The organism is Variovorax sp. GW821-FHT10B04 (genome assembly GCF_059415645.1).
Genome location: NZ_JBWKNQ010000003.1, coordinates 113,730 through 137,623, shown reverse-complemented (window position 1 = coordinate 137,623; position 23,894 = coordinate 113,730). Strand labels below are relative to the sequence as shown.

At 66.3% G+C, this 23,894-nt stretch carries 25 protein-coding genes and 6 tRNA genes; 17 read left to right on the top strand and 14 right to left on the bottom strand.

Annotated elements, in window-relative coordinates; all coding sequences use genetic code 11:
* Positions 1-9: 9 nt before the first annotated feature.
* The 3 genes from AC07PZ_RS08865 to AC07PZ_RS08855 are packed head-to-tail and all read left to right on the top strand — an operon-like array spanning position 10 to position 1,529.
* Positions 10-504 carry an aminoacyl-tRNA deacylase gene (locus AC07PZ_RS08865; RefSeq protein WP_495294687.1) on the top strand — a complete coding sequence of 165 codons (495 nt, stop codon included), beginning with the start codon at positions 10-12 and terminating at the stop codon, positions 502-504.
* Between the two features lie 28 nt (positions 505-532).
* Positions 533-1,168 (top strand): glycerol-3-phosphate 1-O-acyltransferase PlsY, encoded by a 636-nt coding sequence (gene plsY / locus AC07PZ_RS08860; RefSeq protein WP_495294686.1) that lies wholly within the window; start codon positions 533-535, stop codon positions 1,166-1,168.
* 7 nt (positions 1,169-1,175) lie between these two features.
* Positions 1,176-1,529, top strand: a complete 354-nt coding sequence (locus tag AC07PZ_RS08855; RefSeq protein WP_495294685.1) for a RidA family protein — start codon at positions 1,176-1,178, stop codon at positions 1,527-1,529.
* 78 nt (positions 1,530-1,607) lie between these two features.
* Here AC07PZ_RS08855 and AC07PZ_RS08850 read toward each other — a convergent pair whose 3' ends face one another.
* Positions 1,608-2,093: a YajQ family cyclic di-GMP-binding protein gene (locus AC07PZ_RS08850; RefSeq protein WP_495294684.1), complete on the bottom strand. Its 486-nt coding sequence runs from the start codon at positions 2,091-2,093 to the stop codon at positions 1,608-1,610.
* A gap of 122 nt (positions 2,094-2,215) precedes the next feature.
* Between AC07PZ_RS08850 and murB the strand changes: the two genes are divergently transcribed.
* Complete coding sequence (gene murB, locus AC07PZ_RS08845; RefSeq protein WP_495294683.1) at positions 2,216-3,268, top strand: UDP-N-acetylmuramate dehydrogenase; 1,053 nt, start codon at positions 2,216-2,218, stop codon at positions 3,266-3,268.
* A 141-nt stretch (positions 3,269-3,409) separates the two neighbouring features.
* Here murB and argG read toward each other — a convergent pair whose 3' ends face one another.
* The 4 genes from argG to AC07PZ_RS08825 form a co-directional block, all read right to left on the bottom strand.
* Positions 3,410-4,747 carry an argininosuccinate synthase gene (argG, locus tag AC07PZ_RS08840; RefSeq protein WP_495294682.1) on the bottom strand — a complete coding sequence of 446 codons (1,338 nt, stop codon included), beginning with the start codon at positions 4,745-4,747 and terminating at the stop codon, positions 3,410-3,412.
* A 14-nt stretch (positions 4,748-4,761) separates the two neighbouring features.
* A complete protein-coding gene (gene ppnP / locus AC07PZ_RS08835) occupies positions 4,762-5,085 on the bottom strand; it encodes a pyrimidine/purine nucleoside phosphorylase (protein ID WP_495294681.1) in 324 nt (107 codons plus the stop codon).
* Between the two features lie 102 nt (positions 5,086-5,187).
* Positions 5,188-5,730, bottom strand: coding sequence for a hypothetical protein (locus tag AC07PZ_RS08830; RefSeq protein WP_495294680.1), 543 nt, complete (start codon positions 5,728-5,730; stop codon positions 5,188-5,190).
* Positions 5,731-5,811: 81 nt separating this feature from the next.
* On the bottom strand, positions 5,812-6,168 hold the full coding sequence (locus tag AC07PZ_RS08825) for an ArsC family reductase (RefSeq protein ID WP_495294679.1): 357 nt from the start codon (positions 6,166-6,168) through the stop codon (positions 5,812-5,814).
* 46 nt (positions 6,169-6,214) lie between these two features.
* Here AC07PZ_RS08825 and folC point away from each other — a divergent pair, with 46 nt between their 5' ends.
* The 12 genes from folC to AC07PZ_RS08765 all read left to right on the top strand — a co-directional run bounded on the left by folC (position 6,215) and on the right by AC07PZ_RS08765 (position 14,017).
* Positions 6,215-7,519: a bifunctional tetrahydrofolate synthase/dihydrofolate synthase gene (gene folC, locus AC07PZ_RS08820; RefSeq protein WP_495294678.1), complete on the top strand. Its 1,305-nt coding sequence runs from the start codon at positions 6,215-6,217 to the stop codon at positions 7,517-7,519.
* 60 nt (positions 7,520-7,579) lie between these two features.
* Positions 7,580-8,455 carry an SPOR domain-containing protein gene (locus AC07PZ_RS08815; RefSeq protein ID WP_495294677.1) on the top strand — a complete coding sequence of 292 codons (876 nt, stop codon included), beginning with the start codon at positions 7,580-7,582 and terminating at the stop codon, positions 8,453-8,455.
* Between the two features lie 15 nt (positions 8,456-8,470).
* Positions 8,471-8,956, top strand: coding sequence for a CvpA family protein (locus tag AC07PZ_RS08810; protein ID WP_495294676.1), 486 nt, complete (start codon positions 8,471-8,473; stop codon positions 8,954-8,956).
* Between the two features lie 12 nt (positions 8,957-8,968).
* On the top strand, positions 8,969-10,486 hold the full coding sequence (gene purF / locus AC07PZ_RS08805) for an amidophosphoribosyltransferase (protein ID WP_495294675.1): 1,518 nt from the start codon (positions 8,969-8,971) through the stop codon (positions 10,484-10,486).
* Positions 10,487-10,494: 8 nt separating this feature from the next.
* Positions 10,495-11,712, top strand: a complete 1,218-nt coding sequence (locus AC07PZ_RS08800) for an O-succinylhomoserine sulfhydrylase (RefSeq protein WP_495294674.1) — start codon at positions 10,495-10,497, stop codon at positions 11,710-11,712.
* The gene (gltX, locus tag AC07PZ_RS08795) at positions 11,709-13,100 is read left to right on the top strand and encodes a glutamate--tRNA ligase (protein WP_495294673.1); all 1,392 of its coding nucleotides are present in this window, start codon (positions 11,709-11,711) and stop codon (positions 13,098-13,100) included. Before AC07PZ_RS08800 ends, gltX begins: the two co-directional genes overlap by 4 nt.
* A 31-nt stretch (positions 13,101-13,131) precedes the next feature.
* Positions 13,132-13,207 (top strand) — tRNA-Ala (locus AC07PZ_RS08790).
* Between the two features lie 56 nt (positions 13,208-13,263).
* A tRNA-Glu gene (locus tag AC07PZ_RS08785) sits at positions 13,264-13,339 on the top strand.
* Positions 13,340-13,408: 69 nt separating this feature from the next.
* A tRNA-Asp gene (locus tag AC07PZ_RS08780) sits at positions 13,409-13,485 on the top strand.
* Positions 13,486-13,666: 181 nt separating this feature from the next.
* A tRNA-Ala gene (locus AC07PZ_RS08775) sits at positions 13,667-13,742 on the top strand.
* 53 nt (positions 13,743-13,795) lie between these two features.
* Positions 13,796-13,871: transfer RNA gene (locus AC07PZ_RS08770), tRNA-Glu, on the top strand.
* A gap of 69 nt (positions 13,872-13,940) precedes the next feature.
* A tRNA-Asp gene (locus AC07PZ_RS08765) sits at positions 13,941-14,017 on the top strand.
* 18 nt (positions 14,018-14,035) lie between these two features.
* On the opposite strand, the gene argE is transcribed toward AC07PZ_RS08765, so the two are convergent.
* The 9 genes from argE to AC07PZ_RS08720 all read right to left on the bottom strand — a co-directional run bounded on the left by argE (position 14,036) and on the right by AC07PZ_RS08720 (position 22,538).
* On the bottom strand, positions 14,036-15,181 hold the full coding sequence (gene argE, locus AC07PZ_RS08760) for an acetylornithine deacetylase (protein WP_495294672.1): 1,146 nt from the start codon (positions 15,179-15,181) through the stop codon (positions 14,036-14,038).
* Positions 15,182-15,200: 19 nt separating this feature from the next.
* Positions 15,201-16,139 carry a DMT family transporter gene (locus AC07PZ_RS08755; protein ID WP_495294671.1) on the bottom strand — a complete coding sequence of 313 codons (939 nt, stop codon included), beginning with the start codon at positions 16,137-16,139 and terminating at the stop codon, positions 15,201-15,203.
* Positions 16,139-16,858: an alanyl-tRNA editing protein gene (locus AC07PZ_RS08750; RefSeq protein WP_495294670.1), complete on the bottom strand. Its 720-nt coding sequence runs from the start codon at positions 16,856-16,858 to the stop codon at positions 16,139-16,141. Before AC07PZ_RS08750 ends, AC07PZ_RS08755 begins: the two co-directional genes overlap by 1 nt.
* Positions 16,859-16,905: 47 nt before the next feature.
* Positions 16,906-17,766 carry an AraC family ligand binding domain-containing protein gene (locus tag AC07PZ_RS08745; RefSeq protein ID WP_495295152.1) on the bottom strand — a complete coding sequence of 287 codons (861 nt, stop codon included), beginning with the start codon at positions 17,764-17,766 and terminating at the stop codon, positions 16,906-16,908.
* Positions 17,767-17,871: 105 nt separating this feature from the next.
* Positions 17,872-18,708, bottom strand: a complete 837-nt coding sequence (locus AC07PZ_RS08740; protein WP_495294669.1) for a ChbG/HpnK family deacetylase — start codon at positions 18,706-18,708, stop codon at positions 17,872-17,874.
* Positions 18,705-20,270 carry an ArnT family glycosyltransferase gene (locus tag AC07PZ_RS08735; RefSeq protein WP_495294668.1) on the bottom strand — a complete coding sequence of 522 codons (1,566 nt, stop codon included), beginning with the start codon at positions 20,268-20,270 and terminating at the stop codon, positions 18,705-18,707. Before AC07PZ_RS08735 ends, AC07PZ_RS08740 begins: the two co-directional genes overlap by 4 nt.
* The gene (locus tag AC07PZ_RS08730) at positions 20,267-21,307 is read right to left on the bottom strand and encodes a glycosyltransferase family 2 protein (RefSeq protein WP_495294667.1); all 1,041 of its coding nucleotides are present in this window, start codon (positions 21,305-21,307) and stop codon (positions 20,267-20,269) included. The genes AC07PZ_RS08735 and AC07PZ_RS08730 overlap by 4 nt, the downstream gene beginning before the upstream one ends.
* Positions 21,304-21,906 carry a phosphatase PAP2 family protein gene (locus AC07PZ_RS08725; RefSeq protein WP_495294666.1) on the bottom strand — a complete coding sequence of 201 codons (603 nt, stop codon included), beginning with the start codon at positions 21,904-21,906 and terminating at the stop codon, positions 21,304-21,306. Before AC07PZ_RS08725 ends, AC07PZ_RS08730 begins: the two co-directional genes overlap by 4 nt.
* A gap of 179 nt (positions 21,907-22,085) precedes the next feature.
* Positions 22,086-22,538, bottom strand: a complete 453-nt coding sequence (locus tag AC07PZ_RS08720; RefSeq protein WP_495294665.1) for a hypothetical protein — start codon at positions 22,536-22,538, stop codon at positions 22,086-22,088.
* A gap of 190 nt (positions 22,539-22,728) precedes the next feature.
* Between AC07PZ_RS08720 and AC07PZ_RS08715 the strand changes: the two genes are divergently transcribed.
* Positions 22,729-23,886, top strand: a complete 1,158-nt coding sequence (locus AC07PZ_RS08715) for an acyl-CoA dehydrogenase family protein (protein ID WP_495294664.1) — start codon at positions 22,729-22,731, stop codon at positions 23,884-23,886.
* Positions 23,887-23,894 lie beyond the last annotated feature (8 nt).

The following is a 23,894-nucleotide window of genomic DNA, read 5'->3' as shown; positions in this document are numbered from 1 at the left end:
GACGCATAGATGGCAGCCAAGAAGGCGCATGTATCCGAGACGCCGGCCACGCAACTGCTGCGGGCGAACGGGGTGGTCTTCACGGAGCATCCTTACGAGTACCTGGAACACGGCGGCGCCCAGCACAGCGCGGCGGTGCTGGGTTTCGACCCGTTCATGGTGGTGAAGACGCTGGTGATGCAGGACCAGGACGCCAAGCCGCTGCTCGTTCTGATGCACGGCAACCGCACGGTGTCGACGAAGAACCTGGCGCGGCAGGTCTGCGCCAAGTCGATCGAGCCTTGCAAGCCGGAGGTGGCGAACCGGCACAGCGGCTACCTGGTTGGCGGCACGTCGCCGTTCGGGGTGCGTCGTGCGATGCCGGTCTACATCGAGTCGACGATCCTCGAGCTGCCGAAGATACTGATCAACGGCGGCCGGCGCGGCTACCTCGTCGGCATCGATCCACAGGCCTGCGTTGCGCTGCTGGGTGCCAAGCCGGTGCAGTGCGCGCTGGCAGAATGAGCGACCTTTTTTTCGGGCGGAGCGCGCGTTGAGCTTTCATCTTCCATCGGTCGTCGCGATCGTGTTGTCCTATCTCGTGGGTTCGCTGTCGTTCGCAGTGATCGTGAGTCGATTCCTCGGCATGGCCGATCCGCGCAGCTACGGCAGCGGCAACCCGGGTGCGACCAACGTGCTGCGTTCGGGCAACAAGAAGGCGGCACTTGCGACGCTGTTGCTCGATGCGCTGAAAGGCTGGCTGCCGGTGTTCGTCGTGCGGCAGGTGGGCGCCGATCTCGGCATGGGGCCCGGCATTGCGGCCGTGGCCGGTCTGGCGGCTTTCCTGGGCCACCTGTACCCGGTGTTCTTCGGCTTCCGTGGCGGCAAGGGCGTGGCGACCGCCGCAGGCGCCTTGCTGGGTATCGCCTGGCTGCTGGGACTCGCCACTGGCGTCACCTGGCTGCTCATCGCGGTCTTCTTTCGCTATTCGTCGCTGGCGTCCATCGTCGCGGCATTCTTCGCGCCGGCCTACTACCTGGTGGGCGGCAACATCGTCTGGCCGCTCGACCGCACCACGCTGGTCGCGCTGATCGTGATCAGCCTGCTGCTGGTCTGGCGGCACCGTGAAAACATCCGTCGCCTCGCGGCGGGCACCGAGTCCCGGTTGGGCTCGAAAAAGAAGGATTGAGGATTACATGGCTGAATTCAAACGATTCCACGTCGGCGCACGCCTGAGCGAGACCGCCGTGCACAACGGCACCGTCTACCTCGCGGGCCAGGTGCCGGACGACACCACGCAGGACATTCGCGGCCAGACCGCGCAGGTGCTCGGCATGATCGACCGGCTGCTGGCCGAGGCCGGCAGCGACAAGTCACGCATCCTGATGACGCAGATCTTCCTGACCGACATCCAGGACATCGGCGCGATGAACGAGGTATGGGACGCCTGGATCCCGGCCGGCAACACGCCGCCGCGCGCGACCGTCGAGGCGAAGCTCGCCAACCCGGCCTACAAGATCGAAGTGGTCGTGACCGCCGCGCAGGCCTGAGCACGGCAGGCGGCGCGCATCACGGCGCTGCAGTCATCCAGAAAGCGTCAGGCCAGGGCCTGACGCAGCGATCATCGATCAATCGCGGAAGTTGTTGAAGCTCAGCGGCATGTCCGGCACGTCCTTGCGGATCAGTGCCATCGCGGCCTGCAGGTCGTCGCGCTTGGCGCCAGTCACGCGCACGGCGTCGCCCTGGATCGCTGCCTGCACCTTCATCTTGCTGTCCTTGAGCAGGCGGGTGATCTTCTTGGCCTGCTCGCTCTCGATGCCGCTCTTGACCTTGATCACCTGCTTGACCTTGTCGCCGCCGATCTTCTGGACGTCGCCCTTGTCGAGGAAGCGGACGTCGACGTTGCGCTTGGTCAGCTTGTTGCGCAGGATGTCCTCGATCTGCACGAGCTGGAATTCGGCGTCGCCGATCAGCGTGATTTCCTTGTCCTTCAGCTCGACGGACGCAGCCGTGCCCTTGAAGTCGAAGCGCGTGGCGATTTCCTTGGACGTGTTTTCCACGGCGTTCTTGACTTCGGGCAGATCGGGTTCGCAGACGGTGTCGAAAGATGGCATGTAGGTCTCCTGGAGAGTCGCCTCGTCGGAGGCGAATGCGCCCCGTGTCGGGGGGGCATGGAACGGATGTGAGACTGCGGCTGGGGCGCCGTGCAGCTCGATGTGAGTGCGACAATTCTCCCATGATCATGGAGTCCAACGTCCCGCTGCAGCCGTACAACAGCTTCGGCATCGTCGCACGTGCGCAGCAGCTCGTGCGCATCGCCAGCGAGGCCGATGTGGCCACGCTGCTGGCCGATCCGCAATGGGCGAAGCAGCCCAGCTTCGTACTCGGCGGCGGCAGCAACATCGTGCTGACGGGCGACGTCAAGCCGCTGGTGCTCAAGGTCGAGATCAAGGGGCGCCGGCTGGTCGAAGAGACGCCGCGCGCCTGGATCGTCGAGGCCGGCGCGGGCGAGAACTGGAGCGAAACCGTGCAGTGGATGGTCGAGAGCGGCTACCCCGGTCTCGAAAACCTCGCGCTGATCCCCGGCACCGTCGGCGGTGCGCCGGTGCAGAACATCGGTGCCTATGGCATCGAACTGCAGGATCGCTTCGAGTCGCTCGATGCGATCGATCTCGAGACCGGTCGCAGCTTCACGCTCGATGCAGCGCAATGCGCCTTTGGGTACCGGGATTCGGTGTTCAAGCATGTCGCAGGTGGCGTCAACGACTTCGGCCTGGCGGGGCGCGCGCTCATCACCCGGGTGCGCTTCCGGCTGCCCAAGCCATGGAAGGCGGTCGTCGGCTATCTCGATCTGGAACGCAAGATGGAAGAGACCGGCAACTTCACGCCGGACGCGCGTGACATCTTCGACTGGATCTGCGCGATCCGCCGCGCCAAGCTGCCCGACTGGCGCGTTCTCGGCAATGCCGGCAGCTTCTTCAAGAATCCCACGGTCACGCCGGAGCAGTGCGCTGACATCATCGCGCGCGATCCGAAGATCGTGCATTACCCGATGGACGACGGCAGCATCAAGCTCGCGGCCGGCTGGCTGATCGATGCCTGCGGCTGGAAGGGCAAGTCGGTGGGCAATGCAGGCGTCTATGAACGACAGGCGCTGGTGCTGGTCAATCGCGGCGGCAACGCGAACCCCGTCACCGGCGGCGAGGTCATGACGCTGGCCAAGGCCATCCAGACCAGCGTCTACGAGCGCTTCGGCATCCGCCTCGAGCCGGAGCCCGTGGTCATTTAGTTCGCCCCCAGGCCTGCTCGCTTCGCGTAGCTGCCAACCCCCTTCCGGGGCAACACCGGCAGCCCGGCCGAGCCGGTTCTGCGGTGTTTCTGGAATCAAGAAAGCCACCTTGCGGTGGCTCTTTTCTGGCGCTCGGCGGGCTTATTTGCCTTCGTCGTTCGTCAGCTTGGGCAATGACGCGCCGCTGCCTTGCGACAGCAGGCCGACGCTGCTGTAGATCGCGAGCTTGTCGCGCGTGTCGACGATGTCGAGATTGCGCATCGTGAGCTGGCCGATGCGGTCGAGCGGCGTGAAGGCGCCTTCGACCTTCTCCATGCTCAGGCGCTCGGGCTTGTACGTCAGGTTGGCCGACACGGTGTTCAGGATCGAATAGTCATTGCCACGGCGCAGCTCGACCGTGACCTCGCCGGTGATCGCACGCGCGACCCAGCGCTGGGCGGTCTCGCGCAGCATGATGGCTTGCGGATCGAACCAGCGGCCCTGGTACAGCAGGCGGCCGAGCTTGCGGCCGTTGTCGCGGTACTGCTCGATCGTGTCCTCGTTGTGGATGCCGGTGACCAGGCGCTCGTAGGCGATGAACAGCAGTGCCAGGCCAGGCGCTTCGTAGATGCCGCGGCTCTTGGCTTCGATGATGCGGTTCTCGATCTGGTCGCTCATGCCCAGGCCGTGGCGTCCGCCGATGCGGTTGGCCTCGAGGATCAAGTCGACCAGGTTGTCGAAGCGCACGCCGTTCAGGGAGACCGGGCGGCCTTCCTCGAAGCCGACCGAGACGGTCTCGCGCTTGACTTCGACTTCGTCCTTCCAGAACGCGACGCCCATGATCGGGTTCACGATCTTGATGCCGCTGTCCAGGTGCTCGAGGTCCTTGGCTTCGTGCGTGGCGCCGAGCATGTTGGAGTCCGTCGAATACGCCTTCTCGGCCGACATCTTGTAGCCGAAGCCGGCAGCCGTCATGAACGCCGACATCTCGGCGCGGCCGCCGAGTTCGTCGATGAACAACTGGTCGAGCCACGGCTTGTAGATCTTCAGCGCGGGGTTGGTGAGCAGGCCGTAGCGGTAGAAACGCTCGATGTCGTTGCCCTTGTAGGTGCTGCCGTCGCCCCAGATGTGGACGTCGTCTTCCTTCATGGCGCTCACGAGCATCGTGCCCGTCACCGCGCGGCCGAGCGGCGTGGTGTTGAAGTAGGTCACGCCGGCGGTCGTCACATGGAATGCGCCGGCCTGCAGGGCGGCGATGCCTTCGGACGCGAGCTGGCTGCGGCAGTCGATCAGCCGGGCCTTCTCGGCGCCGTACTGCATCGCCTTGCGCGGGATGTCGTCGTAGTCGGGCTCGTCGGGCTGGCCGAGGTTGGCGGTGTAGGCGTAGGGGATCGCGCCCTTGCCCTTCATCCAGTGCAGTGCGGCGCTGGTGTCGAGGCCGCCGGAGAAGGCGATGCCGACCTTCTGGCCGGCGGGTACGTGTTGCAGGATGGTCGACATGTCGCGTTTCCCGTTCAACCGAAATGGCAGATGTAGCTGTAGGGTTCGCCTTCGACGCGAATCTGGAAGCTCGAATTGCCCGGCACGCTGAACTTCTCGCCAGGGCCCGATGCGATCCATTCGGTGGTGCCGGTCAACTGGTATTCGCAGCGGCCGGAGACGCCTTCCATGATTTCCGGCGCGCCGGTGCTGAAGGTGAGGGTGGCCGGCAGGATCACGCCGACCGACTTCTTGGTGCCATCGGCCTGCGTGAGGCCGTGGCTCACGCACTTGCCGTCGAAATACACGTTGGCCTTGGTCGCGACCGCGGTACAGCTGAGGGATTCGGTAATCGTCATTTGAAAAGGCCCGGCGCCGGTTTCGGCGCACCCGTGCGGGAAATGAGGTGGAAAGCCCTCGATTTTAGGGCTTGCCGCGGGCCATCGACGCCAGGCGTCGACTCAGCGCCAGCCGCGGTGTCCGCCCCAGCCGCGCGAGTAGCCGAGGTTGAGCGACAAACCGATCGGCGGGAAATAGGCCGGCGCGTAGGCGTAGGGGTACGCATAGGCAGGCTGGACGTACACCGGTTGCGTGTACACCGGCTGTGCATAGACGGGCGCCGGGTAGTAGGTCGGCGCCTGCTGTGCACCGGCCGAGACGACCACGCCTGGCTCCGGGGTGACGCTTTGCCAGCGTGCCTGGTCGTTTGCTGCTGCGGGCGCCAACGGTGTCTGGGGCGTCACGGGCATGGTCGCCACGCCATAGGCGTTCACCTCGATGGGCAAGGTCGCGCCGGGCGGGGTGGTGGTCCGTGTGGTGTATTGGCGCCCGTCGTATTCGTACGTGACGTTGAAGCTGGTGCTGCCATTGGCCTCGGTCACCGGGGATGTCGAGATGACGCGGGCCTGTACTTGCTGGCTCTGTGCCATCGCGCCGGCGGCCAGCACGGCAAGGCCGGCAGCAAGAGCGAGGCGGGCGGCGATTCTGGATCTGAGGATGTGCATGTCGGGTCTCCTGGAAGGTCGACGCGGCGTACGGCGCCGCATCGTCGATTGGATACGAACGCCCGTGCCGGGTTCAACCGTTTACACGGTGCGGCTTTTCCAGGCTTCGGGATCGAAACCGGTTGTAACGTCATTCTTGCCGGCCCATTCGACCACGGGGCGCTTGATCAGGCTCGGATTGGCCATCAGCACCCGACGAGCCGATGCAGTGTCGACCACGGCAGCGCGGGTGTCGTCGTCGAGTCGCCGCCAGGTCGTGCCACGCCGGTTGACCAGCGTTTCCCAGCCGACGGAGGCCAGCCAGCGGTCGAGTTCGGCCTCGGGGACGCCTTCCTTCTTGAAGTCGTGGAAGCGGTAGGCGACGCCTTGCGTGTCGAGCCAGGTTCGTGCGCGCTTCACCGTGTCGCAATTCGGGATGCCGTAAAGGGTGGTTGTCATGCGCGGATGATGCCGGTTGCCCGGGTCGGCGACAATCCTGCCCTCCATGAAGACCCTCGCCGATTGGCTCGCACATGCCGAGCGACTGCACGCCAAGAACATCGAACTCGGCCTGGACCGCGTGCGCACCGTCGCACAACGCCTCGGGCTGGCATTCGAATGCCCCGTCATCACTGTCGCTGGAACGAATGGCAAGGGCTCGACCTGCGCCATGCTCGAGTCGATCTTCGCGCACGCGGGCTACCGCACGGCGGTCTACACGTCGCCGCATCTCGTTCGCTTCGAGGAACGCCTGCGCCTGCTGGGCGAGGCGGTCGACGGCGAGCGCCTGATCGCCCATTTCGAGGCCGTCGACGCGGCGCGCGGCGAGGTGTCGCTGACTTATTTCGAACTCACCACGCTGGTGATCCTTCGCTGCATCGCCGAGGCGAAGCCCGACGTCGCGATCCTTGAAGTCGGTTTGGGTGGCCGGCTCGATGCGGTCAACATCGTCGATCCGGACTGCGCGATCATCACCAGCATCGACCTCGACCATATGGACTTCCTCGGGCCGGACCGCGAGAGCATCGGCTTCGAGAAGGCAGGCATCCTGCGCGCCGGCCGGCCGGCCATCGTGAGCGATCCGATGCCGCCGCAGAGCGTGATTGATCACGCCCGCAACATCGGAGCGGACCTCTGGCGATTCGGCCACGACTTCAATGTCTCCGGCGACAAGCAGCAGTGGGGCTGGAGCGGCCGCGGCCGGCGTTACAGCGGCCTGGCCTATCCCGCGCTGCGCGGTGCCAATCAGCTGATCAATGCAGCCGGCGTGCTGGCGGCGCTCGAGGCGCTGCGGCCGAAGTTGCCGATCAACGCGCAAGCCGTGCGCACCGGTCTCGCGATGGTCGAATTGCCTGGGCGTTTCCAGATCGTTCCCGGCGAGCCGGCGCTGGTGCTCGACGTGGCGCACAACCCGCATGCCGTCGCGGCGCTGGCCGAGAACCTCGATGCAATGGGTTTCTACCCGACCACGCATGCCGTCTTCGGGGTCATGGCGGACAAGGACCTCGATCCGATCTTCGCGCGCATCGGCCCGTTGATCGACCGCTGGTACTTCACCGATCTGCCGACGCCGCGCGCCGCGGCGGCGCACGACCTGCTGACCCGTTGGCAGGCGCAGAACAAGCGTGCCGACGCGGCTGCCAGCGTTCACCCGGATCCCATGGCGGCGCTTCGGGCCGCCATCGAGCAGGCGGACCCCGCTGATAGAATCGTCGTCTTTGGATCGTTCTTCACAGTGGGCGGCGTGCTGGAGCACGGAACGCCCCGTCTGCAGGCAAAGCACCTGCTGCCAGGCGCCGGATCGGCCTGACCAAGCCCCGTCGCCAGCGCTTCTCGACACACCACGCTGCTCTCTCAGGGATCGAATTTCATGGCGTTTTTCAAGTTCCGCGCCCGCGGCCAGCCAGCCAATGAAGGACGCAACGCCAGCGTCCCGCCTGCGCCGGCCGAGAGTGTCGAAGCGATGCGGCGCAGGGCGCGCCATCGACTGCTCGGCGCCGCCGTGCTGGTCCTGTTGGGCGTGATCGGCTTCCCGCTCCTGTTCGACACGCAGCCGCGGCCGATCGCCGTCGACATTCCCATCGACATTCCGGACCGCGCCAAGAGCAAGCCGTTGACCGTGCCGCCAGCGCCAGTGGCGAAAGACGCCGATGCCGGATCGCGCGTCGCTGCCGCCCCAGCGTCTGGCGGCATGATCACCGAGCGCGCAGATGGTACGGAGATCCCTTCCGACAAGCCGGTTCTCTCGCCGCCTCCTGAAATGCCGCGCGCGTCCGCAGTGCCCGAGCCGGCACCAGCGTCGGAGCGCCGTCCGGAAACCAGGCCCGAACCGCGGCCCGAGGTCGCGACATCCGCGCCGGAAAAGAACGACCATCGCGCCGATGCGAAGCCTGCTCCCGCAGCGCCCGCCAAGCCAGCGCCGGCCGACGATGGCATGCGCGCCCGCGCATTACTCGAAGGCAAGGCGCCGACGGCGGCAGCCGCAGCGGCCAAACCCGCTGCGGGCAGCGAAGACAACGGCCGGTTCGTCGTGCAGGTGGGGGCATTCGCCGATGCCGACAAAGCACGCGAAGTCCGCCAGAAGCTCGAGCGCGCAGGGTTGAAGACATACACGCACGTGGCGAAGACGGCCGATGGCGAGCGCACGCGTGTGCGTGTCGGTCCGTTCAGTTCACGTGCGGAAGCCGACCGTGCCGCGAGTCGGGTCAAGGGCTTGTCATTGCCTGCCGCCGTCCTTACCTTGTAATCGGCGTCGTTCTACGTGGTCCTGTTCGACTGGATCGTTGTCGCGGTACTGGTGCTATCGACGCTGGTGGGTTTGTCGCGCGGACTGATATTCGAGGTGATGTCTCTGGCCGGGTGGGTCGCGGCATTCATCGTGGCGCAATGGTTGGCGACGGATGTGGCCACGTGGCTGCCGTTCGGGAAGGTGGATGCCGTCTGGCGGTATCCGCTGGCCTTTGCGCTGGTGTTCATCGGCGTGGCGTTCGGCGTGGGCTTGATCGCTTCGCTGTTGCGCAGGTTGATCGTCGTGGCTGGCCTGCGACCCGTGGATCGGCTGCTGGGTGCCGGTTTTGGCGCGCTTCGCGGCGCGTTGGCGCTGCTGGTGCTGGCCATCGCGATGCATTTGATGGCGTGGACCGACGTTGCCTGGTGGCAGACGTCGCAAAGCGCGGTTTTTCTGGATGCGGCGCTGCAGGCCCTCAAGCCTGCACTGCCTGAGAAGTTGGCAAGCTACCTGCCCTGAGAGGATCTTTTCATGTGTGGAATCGTCGGCGTCGTCAGTAACGCTCCCGTCAATCAGTTGCTCTATGACGCGCTGCTGCTGCTGCAGCATCGCGGCCAGGATGCGGCGGGTATCGTCACGCTGCAAGAGCGCAAGTTCTTCATGCACAAGGCCAAGGGCATGGTGCGCGACGTGTTCCGCACGCGCAACATGCGTGCGCTGCCGGGCGACGTGGGACTGGGCCAGGTCCGCTACCCGACTGCGGGCAATGCCTACAGCGAGGAAGAGGCGCAGCCTTTCTACGTGAACGCGCCCTACGGCATCGTGCTGGTGCACAACGGCAACCTGACCAACGCACACGCGTTGCGCGCCGAGCTGTTCTCCACCGACCATCGCCACACCAACACCGAGAGCGACTCCGAAGTGCTGCTCAACGTGCTGGCGCACGAGATCGAGCGCGCCACCCGCGGCGGCACGCTGAATTCGGCGAGCGTCTTCGCCGCCGTGCGCAACGTGCATCGTCGTGTTCGCGGTTCGTATGCCGTGGTGGCGCTGATCGCGGGGCACGGGCTGTTGGCGTTCCGCGATCCGTACGGGATCCGTCCGCTGGCCATGGGCCGCAGCGCCGATGGCAGCGTGATGGTGGCCAGCGAATCCGTCGCACTGGAAGGCTCGGGCCTGCTGTTCGAGCGCAACATCGCGCCGGGCGAAGCGGTCTTCATCGACCTCCAGGGCAATGTGAACGCCGAACAGTGCGCCGAATCGCCGACGCTGAACCCCTGCATGTTCGAGTTCGTCTATCTCGCGCGGCCCGATTCGGTGCTCGACGGCATCTCGGTGTACCAGGCGCGTCTGAACCTCGGCGAAACGCTGGCGACGCGCGTCGTGTCGACGGTGCCCCCGAGCGACATCGACGTGATCATCCCGATCCCCGAATCGAGCCGCCCGAGCGCCACGCAACTCGCGCATCTGCTGGGCGTGCCGTACCGCGAAGGTTTCGTGAAGAACCGCTACGTGGGCCGCACCTTCATCATGCCGGGGCAGGGCGTGCGCAAGAAGTCTGTTCGCCAGAAGCTCAACGTGATCGCGAGCGAGTTCAAGGGCCGCAATGTGCTGCTGGTCGACGATTCGATCGTGCGCGGCACGACCAGCAAGGAAATCGTGCAGATGGCGCGTGACGCCGGTGCCCGCAAGGTGTACCTGGCGAGCGCGGCGCCGCCGGTGCGCTACCCGAACGTCTACGGCATCGACATGCCGACCAAGGACGAACTGGTTGCGCACGATCGCACCATCGAACAGATCCGCGAACTGATCGGCTGCGATGCGCTGATCTACCAGGATGTCGAAGGCATGAAGCGCGCGGTCATGAAGGCCATGCCGACCACGCCCGGCTCGCCGAAGCTGGACGGCTTCGACTCCTCCTGCTTCGACGGCATCTACGTGACCGGCGACATCGACACCGACGCGATCCTGCGCATGAACGGCAGCCGGCCGCGTGTCGAGGAAACCGAAGAGGACTCCTCGCGTCTTGCACTGCCCAACCTGAGCTGAGGCCTTCCGTGACAGATCGATCCCTGCCGCCCGGCCTGCATCGCGACACGCTCGCGGTGCGCACTGCGCTCGAACGCAGCCAGTACGGCGAAAACTCCGAGGCGCTTTTCCTCACCAGCGGCTTCGTCCAGTCCGATGCCGCGACCTCTGCACGCCGCTTCGCGGGCACCGAGGAAGGCTTCACCTATTCGCGCACGTCCAACCCGACGGTCGCGAGCTTCGAGCAGCGCCTGGCTGCGCTCGAAGGCACCGAGGCCGCGATCGCCGCGTCGAGCGGCATGGGCGCGATCCTCATGATGTGCATGGGCCTGCTGCGCGCCGGCGACCATGTGATCTGCTCACGCTCGGTGTTCGGCTCGACGCTGAACCTGTTCGGCAAGGAGTTCGCGAAGTTCGGCGTGGAGACGAGCTTTGTCTCCCAGACCGACATCGCCGAGTGGCGCGCCGCCGTGCGCCCAGGCAAGACCAAGCTTTTCTTCGCCGAGACGCCGACCAACCCGCTGACCGAGATCTGCGACATCCGGGCGCTGGCCGATCTGGCGCACGACGCTGGCGCGCTGCTCGCGGTCGACAACTGCTTCTGCTCGCCGGCGCTGCAGCGGCCCACCGAGCTGGGTGCCGATCTCGTGATCCATTCGGGCACCAAGTACCTCGACGGCCAGGGCCGCGTGATGGCCGGCGCGATCTGTGGTCCGTCGAAGCTGATCGTCGACGTGTTCGGTCCGGTCGTCCGTACTGCGGGCATGGTGCTGGCGCCGTTCAATGCGTGGGTCGTGCTCAAGGGCATGGAAACGCTCGGCATCCGCATGCAGGCGCAGTCGGCGAATGCACTGGCGGTGGCGCAATGGCTGGAAGGCCATCCGGCCGTCACGCGCGTGCATTACCCCGGTCTCGCGTCGCATCCGCAGCACGAGCTGGCGATGCGCCAGCAGTCGGGGCTGGGTGGCGCCGTGGTGTCCTTCGACGTGCGCGGAGGCGATCCGGAAACGGCACGCCAGAATGCCTTCCACGTGATCGACAGCACGCGCGTCGTGAGCATCGCGACCAACCTCGGCGACACCAAATCCATCATCACCCATCCGGGTACCACATCGCACGGACGCCTGACCGAAGCGCAGCGCCAGGCTGCCGGCATCGGCCAGGGGCTGATCCGCTTTGCGGTCGGCCTCGACCACATTGAAGACATCAAGGCCGACCTGCTGCGCGGCCTGGACACGCTCGCATGACGCAAAAGACCCGTACCCGTTTCGCTCCTTCGCCCACCGGTTTCATCCACCTGGGCAACATCCGTTCGGCGCTCTATCCATGGGCCTTCGCGCGTTCCACCGGTGGCGACTTCGTCCTGCGCATCGAGGACACCGATGTCGAACGCTCGTCCCAGGCCGCCGTGGACGTGATCCTCGAAGGCATGGCCTGGCTCGGCCTCGACCACGATGAAGGCCCTTACTACCAGATGCAGCGCATGGATCGCTACAAGGCGGTGCTGGCCGAGCTGCAGGCGGCAGGTCAGGTCTACCCGTGCTACATGAGCATGGCCGAACTCGACGCGCTGCGCGAGAAGCAGATGGCTGCCAAGGAGAAGCCTCGTTACGACGGCACCTGGCGCCCGGAGCCCGGCAAGACGCTGCCGCCGGTGCCGGCAGGCGTTCAGCCGGTGCTGCGCTTTCGGAACCCGCAGGGCGGCGCGGTCGTGTGGGACGACAAGGTCAAGGGCCGCATCGAGATCGGCAACGACGAACTCGACGACCTGGTGATCGCCCGTCCCGATGGCACACCCACGTACAACTTCTGCGTGGTGGTGGACGACATCGACATGGCGATCACGCACGTGATCCGTGGCGACGATCACGTGAACAACACGCCGCGACAGATCAACATCTTCAAGGCGCTCGGCAAGGAGCCGCCGGTCTATGCGCATCTGCCCACCGTGCTGAACGAGCAGGGCGAGAAGATGAGCAAGCGCAATGGGGCCAAGCCGGTCACTCAGTTCCGCGACGAAGGCTTCCTGCCCGATGCGATGGTCAACTATCTCGCGCGCCTCGGCTGGAGCCATGGGGACGACGAGATCTTCAGCCGTGCGCAATTCCTGGAGTGGTTCAACCTCGATCACCTCGGCCGCAGTGCCGCGCAGTTCGACGAGGCCAAGCTGCGCTGGGTGAATGCACAGCACCTCAAGGCGATGGCCGACGACGCGTTGGCGCCGCTGGTCGCGGCTCAACTGCAGAAGCAGGGGCTGTCGAGCGATGACCGTCTGCCGGCGATCTGCGGGCTGTTCAAGGACCGCTGCGACACGACCGTCGCATTGGCCGGCTGGGCTGCGGCGTTCTACGGCGACGTGAAGCCGAATGCGCAAGATCTGGCGCAGCACGTGACCGATGCTGTGCGTCCCGCGATCCAGACGCTCGCCGAGAAGCTGGCATCGCTCGGCACCTGGGACAAGGCCGCAATTGCCGCCGTGATCAAGGAAGTCCTTGCGCAGCACGGCATCAAGATGCCGGTGCTGGCGATGCCGGTTCGCGTGTTGGTCATGGGCACGCCGCAGACGCCATCGCTCGACGCAGTGCTGGCGCTGTTCCCGAAGGAAAAGATCGTCTCCCGTTTGCGAGAGGCGTGAAGTTCTGTATATAATCTGAGGCTCGACAATCGGGGGTATAGCTCAGCTGGGAGAGCGCTTGCATGGCATGCAAGAGGTCATCGGTTCGATCCCGTTTGCCTCCACCATTTGGTTGTCGAGAAGAAGAGAAAAGCGCTGATCGCAGCGCGGTTCCGAAGGTTTTGACCCTATCGTCTAGAGGCCTAGGACACCACCCTTTCACGGTGGCTACCGGGGTTCGAATCCCCGTAGGGTCGCCAGTTTCACGCAAGTGAAGCAGGCACAAGTCGTCAGCACTTGGCTCCGCAAGGAGCGAACGTTGTCTACCAGGAGTGGTAGTTCAGTTGGTTAGAATACCGGCCTGTCACGCCGGGGGTCGCGGGTTCGAGTCCCGTCCACTCCGCCAGATCGAAGCCCCTGCAAGTCATTGACCTGCAGGGGCTTTTCTCTTTCCGCCGCCATGTGCTGCAACATTTGCTGCAAAGCAGATCCCGATGGCGCTCGTGTGAAAAAATCTTGCATTCGATGCGCGTTTGCCTCCTTTGGGCTTCAATTCGCTTGCTATAATCGATGGCTCGACACCCAGAGGGGGTATAGCTCAGCTGGGAGAGCGCTTGCATGGCATGCAAGAGGTCATCGGTTCGATCCCGTTTACCTCCACCATTTGGTTGTCGAGAAGAGAAAAGCGCTGATCGCAGCGCGGTTCCGAAGGTTTTGACCCTATCGTCTAGAGGCCTAGGACACCACCCTTTCACGGTGGCTACCGGGGTTCGAATCCCCGTAGGGTCGCCAGTTTCACGCAAGTGAAGCAGGCACAAGTCGTCAGCACTTGGCTCCGCAAGGAGCGAACGTTGTCTACCAGGAGTGGTAGTTCAGTTGGTTAGAATACCGGCCTGTCACGCCGGGGGTCGCGGGTTCGAGTCCCGTCCACTCCGCCAGATCGAAGCCCCTGCAAGTCATTGACCTGCAGGGGCTTTTCTCTTTCCGCCGCCATGTGCTGCGGCCGCCGTGGCCCATGCGCCAATGCCCGCCATGAATCGATCGGCGGATCCGAGTTCACTCGCGGCGATCCATTCGTTCGGTTGATGCGCTTGTGCGATGGCGCCAGGCCCGCAGACCAACGACGGGATCCCGGCCTGTTCGAAAAAGCCCGCTTCGGTGCCGAACGGAACCTCACTCGGTGGCCAATGGGCACCCAATGCCTTCGCGATGCTCACGGCGGCGCTGTCATGCCGGCCTGCGAGGGAAGGAATGCGGGCAATGTTCGCCATCTCGACCGCGACGTCTGGCGGTGTGGCCGCCAGCAGGCGACGGACCTCGGCCTCCACGGCTGCCGCGCTGGCCTCGTCCGTTGGCCGGAACTCCCACAGCACCTCGCAGCATCCGGGCACGATGTTGAGTGCGCTTCCTCCACGGATGCGTCCGATGTTGAAGGTGGTGCGATTGCCTTGCATCGACAACGTGCGCCCGAACGTCGCCAACTGCGCAATCAACAGCGCGGCCGGCTCGATGGCGCTGGCGCCCAGGCTCGGGTCGCTCGAGTGCGCCGGACGGCCGCGGAACGTCGTCCGACAGCAGTACACGCCCCGATGTGCCAGTCCGATGCGCATTCCGGTCGGTTCGCCGATGATGGCCAGGGCTGGCGACTGCACGTGCATCCGCAGGTCGTCGATCAGGCGGGGAACGCCGAAACACCCCACCTCTTCGTCATAGGAGAACGCCAGATGGATCGGGCGGCGCAGATCCGGGCGACGCCAGCGCGGCACCGCGGCCAGGCATGCCGCAATGAATCCCTTCATGTCTGCCGCGCCTCGCCCGTGAAACCGTCCGTCGCGCTCGACCAGCGTGAAAGGATCGGAGTCCCATGCCTGATCGGCCACAGGCACCACGTCGGTATGACCGGACAGCACGATGCCGCCCGCCACGTCCGGCCCGATCGTCGCGCGCAGATTGGCCTTCGCGCCATCGTCGCTGTGGATCAGCTGCGCTTCGATGCCGTGCCCGTCCAGATACGCGGCGATCCAGTGGATGAGATCCAGGTTGGACCGGTGAGAGGTCGTGTCGAATGCGATCAGCGCCCGGAGAATCTCGATCGTGTCCATGGCCGGGTGATCCTGTCGGTCAAGAGCGCGACGGCTCGGACACTGCCGTCGGGCGCCGTGCGGTCCGGAGCGTCGTGACGAAGAAGCCAAGCAGGATGAGCGCGATGCCGGCGACGTGGAAAGCGCGAACGGGTTCGCCCAGCACGAGAAAGGCCAGCAGCGCGGTGAACAGGGCGACGAGATGGAAGGACACGCCGGTCACTGTCGCGCCGAGCGTCGCGACGCAGCGGTTCCAGAGGATGAAGGCGAACAGCGAGGCGAAGAGGCCGATGTACAGGACGGCGGCCATCGACGCCGGGTCGGTCGGAATGTGCGCGCCGCGCACGAGTTCGATGGCCCAGAACGGCATCAGCACGAGCAAGCCTGCCGCCATGGTTGCCGCCAGAAACACCAGGGGATGGATCGCGGCCGGCTTGCGTCGCAGCAGCACCGAATACACCGCGTAGTTGGCAACGGCCAGGAGCACCAGCAGTTCGCCGCCGTCGAAACGCAGCGCGGCGAGGCTGGCCATGTCGCCGCGTGCCACGATCCAGGCGACGCCCATGAACGAGATGGCGATGCCGACCAGCGCCTTCGCCGTGATGCGCTCCACGCCGAGGACCACCGCCGCGAGCGGCACCATGAGCGGCAAGGTCGAATTGAGGAACGCGACGCTGGCGGCGGGTACGGTCTGCAGCGCCAGGTAGCCGAGTGCGTTGTAGCCGGCTATCCCGAAGGCGCCGCAGGCGGCGATCAGCACCCAGTGCTTCGCCAGCAGCGCGCGCTGATGCCAGGCCTGCCGCCAGACGAAAGGTGCCAGAACGGCAAGTGCCACGACCCAGCGGCCGACCGCCAGCGACACCGGCGGAAACACCGCCCCGAGCGCCCGCCCGAGCACGAGGTTGCCGGCCCAGAAGGCGGGCGGCAGCCACAGCAGCCAGACGGGCCGTGCCCACACGGCAAGGAACGCCTTGTGCATCACACGCCCTGCAGGCCGATGCGGACCCGGCGGTTGCTGCGGCCCTTGTTCTCGATCTTGAGGATCCGGATCGGCCGCGATGCACCCGTCGAACCCAGATGCGTGCCACCGCAGGCTTGCCGATCGAGGCCGGCGATCTCGACGATGCGGATCAGGCCTTCCGAAGACGGAGGTGGCGCCACCGAGCGAGAACGCAGCAGGCCCTTCTCGGCATGGGCCGCGGTCATGGACACGTAGCTCGTTTCGACAGCGAGATCCTGGGCGATGACGTCGTTCAGTTCCGGCTCCAGCGCCCGCAGGCGGTCGTTGTCGGCATCCGGCAGATCGAAGTCGATGCGCGCCGTGCCGTCTTCGTTCATCTGGACGCCCGTCACCAGTGCGCCGTCGAAGTCCCTGAACACCAGCGCATTCAGGAGGTGCAGGTCGGTGTGGAGTTCCCGCATGAGTTGGCGAAAGACGGGGTCGGCAGCCACCTGGACGTCACCCGCGATCTCCACGTCGCCGCCGACCTCGATCCAGACCGCACCGCCGTGCTCGGAGAACCCGGTGACCGGGGCTTCCCCGCCTTGCCAGCGGATGACGCCCCTGTCCGGCAGCTGCCCGCCACCGCCCGGATAAAGCGGATGCGTCGAAAGGAGAACAGCGCCGGGACGCGATCGGATGACCGTCGCGTCCAATGTCAGGATTTCAGGATTGTCTTGGCAGAAGAATCGCGTCATGGGTTGCCTTGCTGATGGGCACCAGCATGGCAGGACGGCTCGAAATGCTATTGGTCGGAATTGATGAAGGGCGGCACGACCGGTTGCATGGCGTTCGCGCGGACGTACTGGAGCGGCGTCATGCCGAAGGTGCGCTTGAAGTGCTTGTTCAGCGCACTCTGGTCATAGAAGCCCGAGGCCAGTGCCGCATCGGCGACCGACTGTCCCGACTGCAGATGGCGCAGCGCGCTTCGGAGCCGCAATTGCGTCAGATAGGCATGCGGCGTCAGGCCCAGCGTCCGCTTGAACGCGACGATCAACTGGAACGGCGTCAGCCCCGCCGCCGTGCCCATCTGCTCGAGCGTCAGGCTGTCCACGTAGCAATCCCGCACGAGTTCGAGAACAGGCGCCAGTGCGGCCGCATCCCCGGGGGGCTTGGGAATGCGGCGCGCCGCCTGCCCATGTCTCAGGAACAGGTCTCCAAAGGTGCGAACGAGCGACTCGCGATGCAGCAGCGCGTCCTGCGGCTCGTCGTCCAGCATGTGGTGGAGTGCCAGGAAGCGCGCCACGAGATCCTGGTCGGGTACGGCGTTCGATGTGAAGTAGCCCGGACGGTCGATCCCGACGGCGTTCAGGACGTCATGGATGGCCGGCTCGGCCAGATAGAACGACCGGTACCGCCAGCGCTCGCTGCCGGCCATCCGGCCCGAGTGGGGCTCGGACGGGTTGAACACGAGCAATGCCTGCGGACGGGCGATGTCGGTGCGCCCACGGCTCTTGAATTCCGAGCCGCCGACTTCGGTCACCGCGACGACGAGGGAGTCGTGCACGTGGGGCGCGTAGTCGTGCTTCGTGAAGTCGGCGTGCAGCAGGTCCATCCCCGGCACGCTGGGCGCATGCCAGTAGCGGGACTTGTTGCGGGAATCCACTCGGGCCAACGTGCATCTCCGTTCGTATCGGTGCTGATCGCCTCGGACACGTCCGGTCCGGCTTGGCGTGCCAGCCGGATGGTACCGCCCGGCCGCCGCCGCGCGTCAGCCTGCGGCTTGCGTGAGGATCCGGGACAGCGGCGAGATCGTCACCGGCCGGCTCTCGGCGGCGTATGCCGCAGCATCGAAAACGTTCAGCGCGCGGTATTCGCGGCACCGCGCTTCGGCGATGGGATCCGACGGCAGCCGGCTCAGCGACGGGTGGCACATCAGCACGTCGCGGTCTGCGCATGCGTCGACCCAGCCACCCAGGAGGCGCCGGTAGGGCACGGCATCGTCGAAGGCATAGACGCCGAGCAGCCGCCGGTTGGTCGGCATCGCATGCTGCCGCGCCAGCCGCCGCAGCGCCCGGCCGCCGAGCGCGTAGATCAGGTCCTGCTTGCGCAGCCAGCGTGTCGTGCGTTCCGGCGCCGTGCTGCGCAGCCACGGCGGCTGGCTGGCATAGCGGTCCGACATCTCCTGCACGAGGATGTCGCGCACGACCGGCAACTGATGCACATGCCGGTGGCCGTCGACGAAGGATGGCGCGCGGCCCATGGCGTCCTCGAACATCGACAGTTGCATGCGGACTTGCTCGCGCAGCCAGGTGCGGTCGACTGCGCGCGCGTAGCAGGCCGCGATCAGTCGGCCGAGGCTGCTGTCTGCGCCGTCGCGGCCGGGCAGGTGGCTCAGGTCGAGATGCAGGCCGGTGTCGAGCAGCAGCGGGCTCAGCGCGCCGAGGCGTTGCGCGCCGGCCTTCCAGGCGCTCCGCAACACCATGCAGCCCGTCGCCGAGATCCGGCCACGTTCCGCCAGATTGAGCACCGCCGCGTTGATGCCGGCACTCATGCCGTAGTCGTCGGCGCAGATGCAGAGCCGCCGCGGGCCAACGGATGCGGTCATGGCTGCGCGCTCCCTGCCAGCCGTGCAGGCGCCTCGGTGCAACCCGCGCTGGCCGAGGTGAGCCGCCAGACGGCGATCGGCCCCTCGGTGACGACCGGCGTCTGCGTGGACAACCAGGCCGTCGACTTCGCGTCTTCCGGTGCGCCGATCACCCAGCTCGTGCCTGCAGCGCAGAGCCGTGCACGCACGTCCTGCGGCGAGATCAACGCCTGCTTCTGGCGGACGGCATCGAACACGCCGGCATCGAAGAGCTCCTTGCGCCAGTTGTCCCGTGCCTGCGCCGCGGCGGGCGTCCAGTCGGCGATGACGCCGATGGGCTGCGACAGATGCCAGTAGAACGGGACGTCATACCGATAGCTGTCGAGCATGAACACTTGGTCGGATGGTGCGATCCGCAGGCCCGCCGGAAAAGCGACGCGTGTGGCTGGCGCCACGGCCAGATGGCCGACGGCGGCGATGCTCCCGACACAGAGCACCGCGGACACGCCGGCGCCCCAGCGGAATGCGGACGGAAAGCGCGCGGCCAGCGTCGAGCCGTGCGCCAGTGCCCGCGCAACGAAATAGGCGAGTGGCGGCAGCATCGGCAGCACGTAGCCGATCAGCTTCGATCTGGGGATCGAGAAGAACACCAGAATCGTCGCGAGCCAGATGAGCATCAGCCAGTCGACGTCGTTCAGCGGCCAGCGCGCGCGTCTGGCGCGCCATCCGGCCGTGGCCAGCAGCGTGAACCAGGGCAGCGTGAGACCCACGATCACCGGCACATAGAACCAGAACGGGTGCGCGTTGTTGAACCCGGCCTGCGCGAAGCGGCGGAAATGCTGCGTCACCACGAAGTAGTCGAAGAAGCCCGGGTAGCGCGCCTGCATCAGCAGCGGCCATGGCAGGGCGATCGCGCAGAACAGCAGCCAGCCGGGCCACCAGGCCAGCAGCCACAAGGCGCCGAGCCGGCGTGTGCTCGCACACCAGAGACAGAAGATCAGACCCGGCAGCACCGGACCGATCAGCCCTTTGGCGAGGACGCCCAGCGCGGCCATGCCGAAGGCGCCGGCCAGCGCAGCCCGGAAGGGTTGTCCCGCCTCCTGAGCCAGCACGGCGTGCGCTGCCAGCAGCACGGTGGTACCGATGCAGCCGGCCACGAGCATGTCGAGGTTGGCGAACTGCGCGCCGACATAGAAGAACGGCATCGTGGCCAGCACGACGGCCGTGTTGCGCGGCGTGGCCGTGCCCGGTGCCCATCGCCGCAGAAACAGAAGCATGGACGCGGCGACCATCGTTGCGCCGAGCAGCGACGGCATGCGCGCCGCCCATTCCGACACGCCGAACACGGACATCGATGCGGCACCGAGCCAGTAGAACAGCGGTGGCTTGTGGAAGAAGGGCATGCCATCCAGCCGTGGCACCAGCCAGTCGCCGGAACGCAGCATGGCGAGCGCGACGCCCACATAGCGGCCTTCGTCCGGCGCCGTGAGCGTTCGAAACCAGGCCGTCGCGGCGAACCATGCGAACAGCAGGAAGATGGGTCCCCACGTGCGGACCCGGGGAGGCAGACGGCGCGTGTTCATCGTTCGTCCGCCGCCAGGCCTTCGCCCCATTCGCTGTCGACGACGTAAAGCGGACGGCCCTTGACTTCGTCGAAGATGCGCGCGACGTACTCGCCCAGCACGCCGGTAAAGATCATCTGGATGCCCATGAAGAACATCAGGCTCACGACGATGGTGGTCCAGCCCGACACCGTGTTGCCGACCAGCAGGTGGCTCATGATCAGGAAGAGACCGTAGGCGAAGGCGGGCGCCGCCAGCAGCACGCCCACGATGCTCACCATGCGCAGCGGCCATGTGGTGAAGGCCGTGAGCCCGTCGACGGCCAGCCCGACCAGGCGAAGAAAACTGAAGGTGCTCTGGCCCGCAGCGCGTGGCTCGGGCGTGTAGGGCAGCGCGACCGTTCGGAAGCCGACCCAGGCGTAGAGCCCTTTCATGAAGCGGGTGCGTTCCGGAAGGCTGAGGAGCGCGTTCACCACCTTGCGGTCCATCAGCCTGAAGTCGCCCGCGTCCTCGGCCAGCTTGAAGCGGTGCGAGGAATTCATCAGCCGATAGAAGAGCCGTGCGCCGAGCCGCTTGGCCGGCGTCTCGGCCTTGCGTTCGCGCCGCACGGTGTGGACCACCTGCGCGCCGTGCAACCATTCGTCGACCATCACCTTGACGAGTGCAGGCGAATGTTGGCGGTCGCCGTCCATCAGCACCACGGCGTCGCCGCGCGCAGCCTGCAGGCCGGCGGTCAGCGCGGCCTCCTTGCCGAAGTTGCGCGACAGCGAAATGCAGCGAAAGCCCGCGAGCGAACACCACTGCGCGGCCACGTCGACGGTCGCGTCGGTGCTGCCGTCGTCCACGACGATGATTTCCCAGTCGAGGCCGGTCTCGCCGAGAACCTCTTCGAGCTGCGAGAGCAGCGCGTTCAGGTTGCCGCTTTCGTTGAAGCACGGGATCACGCACGAGATGCTGCGCACCCGTTCGCTGGGATGCTGTGCGGCGCTCAGGTGGCGCGGTTCCATGTGCAGGCCGATGTCGATGGCATGCGTGAGGGATCTCGATGGCATGTTCATGGCAATCTCCTTGAGCTTGGGTCGATCGGGTCGGCGTCCGTGCCGACATCCATGGGTGCCGGTGTTGCAGGTGCCGCACTCCATTGCCGCAGCAACTGGCGCGCGACCTGGAACACACCGGCGATGGCCAGGGCGAGCACCACGCCGCCGACGATGTCGAGCGGAAAGTGCACGCCGACGTAGATGCGTGCCCAGCCCGTCAGCGCGGCGGCGGCTGCAGCGGCCATGCCGACCCGGCGCAACGTGGGGCGCATCAGCAGGATCGCCGCAACCGTCGACATCACCGCCGCATGCGCGCTCGGAAACGATCCGCGCGCACCGTGCGGCAGGTAGGGCGGGCTCAGTCCCAGCATGAAGGGGCGCGGCAGATCGATCGCCGCAGCGAGGGCGTGGACCAGCATGGCCGTCACCCCACAGGCGGCCAGCGTGCCCGTGAGGTACACGCGATCGGCGGGATGCCGCCACGCGGCCCACGCCAGGATCAGCACGCTCATCCAGGCGCCCTGGCTGGCGATGGCGATGGCGGGCGGCAACAGCCACGGCGTCGGGTGCATGCCTGCACCGATCCATCCGAACAGCATCAGGTCCAGTGCTCTCACTGCGACCTCCACACGGTTCGTGGCGCCGTGGGCACGCGGGTTGACGGCAGACGGCCGCAGTCCGTCCGGGCGCCGTGCGGCACCCTGAAAAAGTGGTTCATGAAAATCTCTCGAGCACGACAAGGTCGCCTGCAGCGCCATGCGCAGCAGGAACGGTCGACGCCGTTCGGCGCCGCGGGTCAGTGCATCGAGGGAGGGGCTTGCGAAGGCGGCTGCCGGCGCCAGCAGGCCGCAGGCGGCGGTGCGCCGCTCGGGTTGGGAATGCGCCGGATGCGCAATGGCTGTGTCGCGCGCGGCATCAGCATGGCGAGCAGAACCGTGAGCGGCAGTGCGGCAAGCACCAGCGCCAGCAGGCGGTCGAGCCCATGCTGCAGCGCGTTGGGCAGATCGATGTTCGCGGCCGCGGGCACGAAGAGCGTGGTCTCGTGCCAGTTGGCGTGGTCGCTGCGCTCGTCGGGCTCGAATTCGGCCGTCGCGCTCACGCTTCGGATTCGGAAGCCCGGCTCGTCTTCCCAGCCGTCCTGGCGGAAGTGGGTCGCGATGAACGGTTGCAGCGCCGCGAGCAGAATGCCCCAGACACACCAGCCGATGAGGCTGGAGGTGATGCGTCGACGCAGGCGGGCTGAAACCATGGCCTGAGCGTAGTGAACGGAACTGAAATGAGCCTGAACGACCCTGAATGCGCCAGTCAGGTTGCGTGCGGGCTGCCATGGGGGCGCTGCTTGATGTCTCGTTCACGACTGCCGTGGCGCCGCCCGCGCGGCACGATCCGACGCTTGCTCTCATCACGCGCATCTCAGCGATGCGTTCAAGGAAGGTCCCATGGATTTCAGTCTCAGCCCCGCACAGTCGGAATTGCAGGAACGCACCCGGCGCTTCATCGCCGAAGAGGTGATTCCGATGGAGTCGGACCCGCGCCAGTCCTCGCATGGACCCGCGGAAGAACTGCGTGACGACCTGGTGGCGCGCGCTCGTCGCCATGGCCTGCTCACGCCGCATGCATCGAAGGAACACGGGGGTCTCGGCCTGTCGCACGTCGACAAGGCGATCGTGTTCGAGGAGGCCGGTTACTCGCCGCTCGGCCCGGTCGCGCTCAACATCCATGCGCCCGACGAAGGCAACGTGCATCTGATGGAAGTGGTCGCGACGGCCGAGCAGAAGAAGCGCTGGCTGCAGCCGCTGATCGACGGCCACGTGCGTTCCTGTTTCTGCATGACCGAGCCGCCGCCCGGTGCCGGCTCGGACCCTTCGATGATGCAGACCGTCGCGGTGCGCGACGGCGACCACTACGTGATCACCGGCCGCAAGTGGTTCATCACCGGCGCCACCGGTGCGGGCTTCGCGATCATCATGGCGCGCATGGAGGACGGCACCGCGACGATGTTCCTGGCCGACATGGACCAGCCGGAAATCGTGGTCGAGCGGCAGATCGATGCGCTCGACAGCTGCTTCACCGGCGGCCATGGGGTGGTCCGCTTCGACGGCCTGCGCGTTCCGGCGACCGACGTGCTGGGTGCCCTCGGCGAGGGCTTTCGCTATGCCCAGGTGCGGCTGGCGCCCGCGCGACTCACGCACTGCATGCGCTGGCTCGGCGCCGCCCGGCGCGCGCACGACGCCGCGAGTGCCTATGCACGCGGGCGCCACGCCTTCGGGCAGCCCCTGGTGGAGCACGAAGGTGTCGGCTTCATGCTGGCCGACAACGAGATGGACCTGCACGTCTCACGCCTGGCCATCTGGCATTGCGCGTGGGTGCTCGACCAGGGCGGCAAGGGCCGCCACGAGTCGAGCCAGGCCAAGGTGCTGTGCTCCGAGGCCGAGTGGCGCGTGGTCGATCGATCGGTGCAGATCCTGGGCGCCAGCGGCGTGTCGGACGAGACCATCGTCGCGCGCATCTTCCGCGACATGCGCGCCTTCCGGGTCTACGACGGCCCGTCGGAAGTGCATCGCTGGAGCATGGCCAAGCGCATCGCGCGAGGCTAGGCCCCGTC

Coding starts and splice junctions, on each gene's coding strand:
- argE (WP_495294672.1), bottom strand. CDS start 15,181: ATGGACACGATCGAGATTCTCCGGGCGCTGATCGCATTCGACACGACC.
- AC07PZ_RS08730 (WP_495294667.1), bottom strand. CDS start 21,307: ATGAACATGCCATCGAGATCCCTCACGCATGCCATCGACATCGGCCTG.
- AC07PZ_RS08865 (WP_495294687.1), top strand. CDS start 10: ATGGCAGCCAAGAAGGCGCATGTATCCGAGACGCCGGCCACGCAACTG.
- purF (WP_495294675.1), top strand. CDS start 8,969: ATGTGTGGAATCGTCGGCGTCGTCAGTAACGCTCCCGTCAATCAGTTG.
- AC07PZ_RS08735 (WP_495294668.1), bottom strand. CDS start 20,270: ATGAACACGCGCCGTCTGCCTCCCCGGGTCCGCACGTGGGGACCCATC.
- argG (WP_495294682.1), bottom strand. CDS start 4,747: ATGTCGACCATCCTGCAACACGTACCCGCCGGCCAGAAGGTCGGCATC.
- AC07PZ_RS08720 (WP_495294665.1), bottom strand. CDS start 22,538: ATGGTTTCAGCCCGCCTGCGTCGACGCATCACCTCCAGCCTCATCGGC.
- murB (WP_495294683.1), top strand. CDS start 2,216: ATGATCATGGAGTCCAACGTCCCGCTGCAGCCGTACAACAGCTTCGGC.
- AC07PZ_RS08740 (WP_495294669.1), bottom strand. CDS start 18,708: ATGACCGCATCCGTTGGCCCGCGGCGGCTCTGCATCTGCGCCGACGAC.
- folC (WP_495294678.1), top strand. CDS start 6,215: ATGAAGACCCTCGCCGATTGGCTCGCACATGCCGAGCGACTGCACGCC.
- AC07PZ_RS08755 (WP_495294671.1), bottom strand. CDS start 16,139: ATGCACAAGGCGTTCCTTGCCGTGTGGGCACGGCCCGTCTGGCTGCTG.
- ppnP (WP_495294681.1), bottom strand. CDS start 5,085: ATGACGATTACCGAATCCCTCAGCTGTACCGCGGTCGCGACCAAGGCC.
- AC07PZ_RS08715 (WP_495294664.1), top strand. CDS start 22,729: ATGGATTTCAGTCTCAGCCCCGCACAGTCGGAATTGCAGGAACGCACC.
- AC07PZ_RS08750 (WP_495294670.1), bottom strand. CDS start 16,858: ATGACGCGATTCTTCTGCCAAGACAATCCTGAAATCCTGACATTGGAC.
- AC07PZ_RS08855 (WP_495294685.1), top strand. CDS start 1,176: ATGGCTGAATTCAAACGATTCCACGTCGGCGCACGCCTGAGCGAGACC.
- AC07PZ_RS08815 (WP_495294677.1), top strand. CDS start 7,580: ATGGCGTTTTTCAAGTTCCGCGCCCGCGGCCAGCCAGCCAATGAAGGA.
- gltX (WP_495294673.1), top strand. CDS start 11,709: ATGACGCAAAAGACCCGTACCCGTTTCGCTCCTTCGCCCACCGGTTTC.
- AC07PZ_RS08830 (WP_495294680.1), bottom strand. CDS start 5,730: ATGCACATCCTCAGATCCAGAATCGCCGCCCGCCTCGCTCTTGCTGCC.
- AC07PZ_RS08825 (WP_495294679.1), bottom strand. CDS start 6,168: ATGACAACCACCCTTTACGGCATCCCGAATTGCGACACGGTGAAGCGC.
- AC07PZ_RS08850 (WP_495294684.1), bottom strand. CDS start 2,093: ATGCCATCTTTCGACACCGTCTGCGAACCCGATCTGCCCGAAGTCAAG.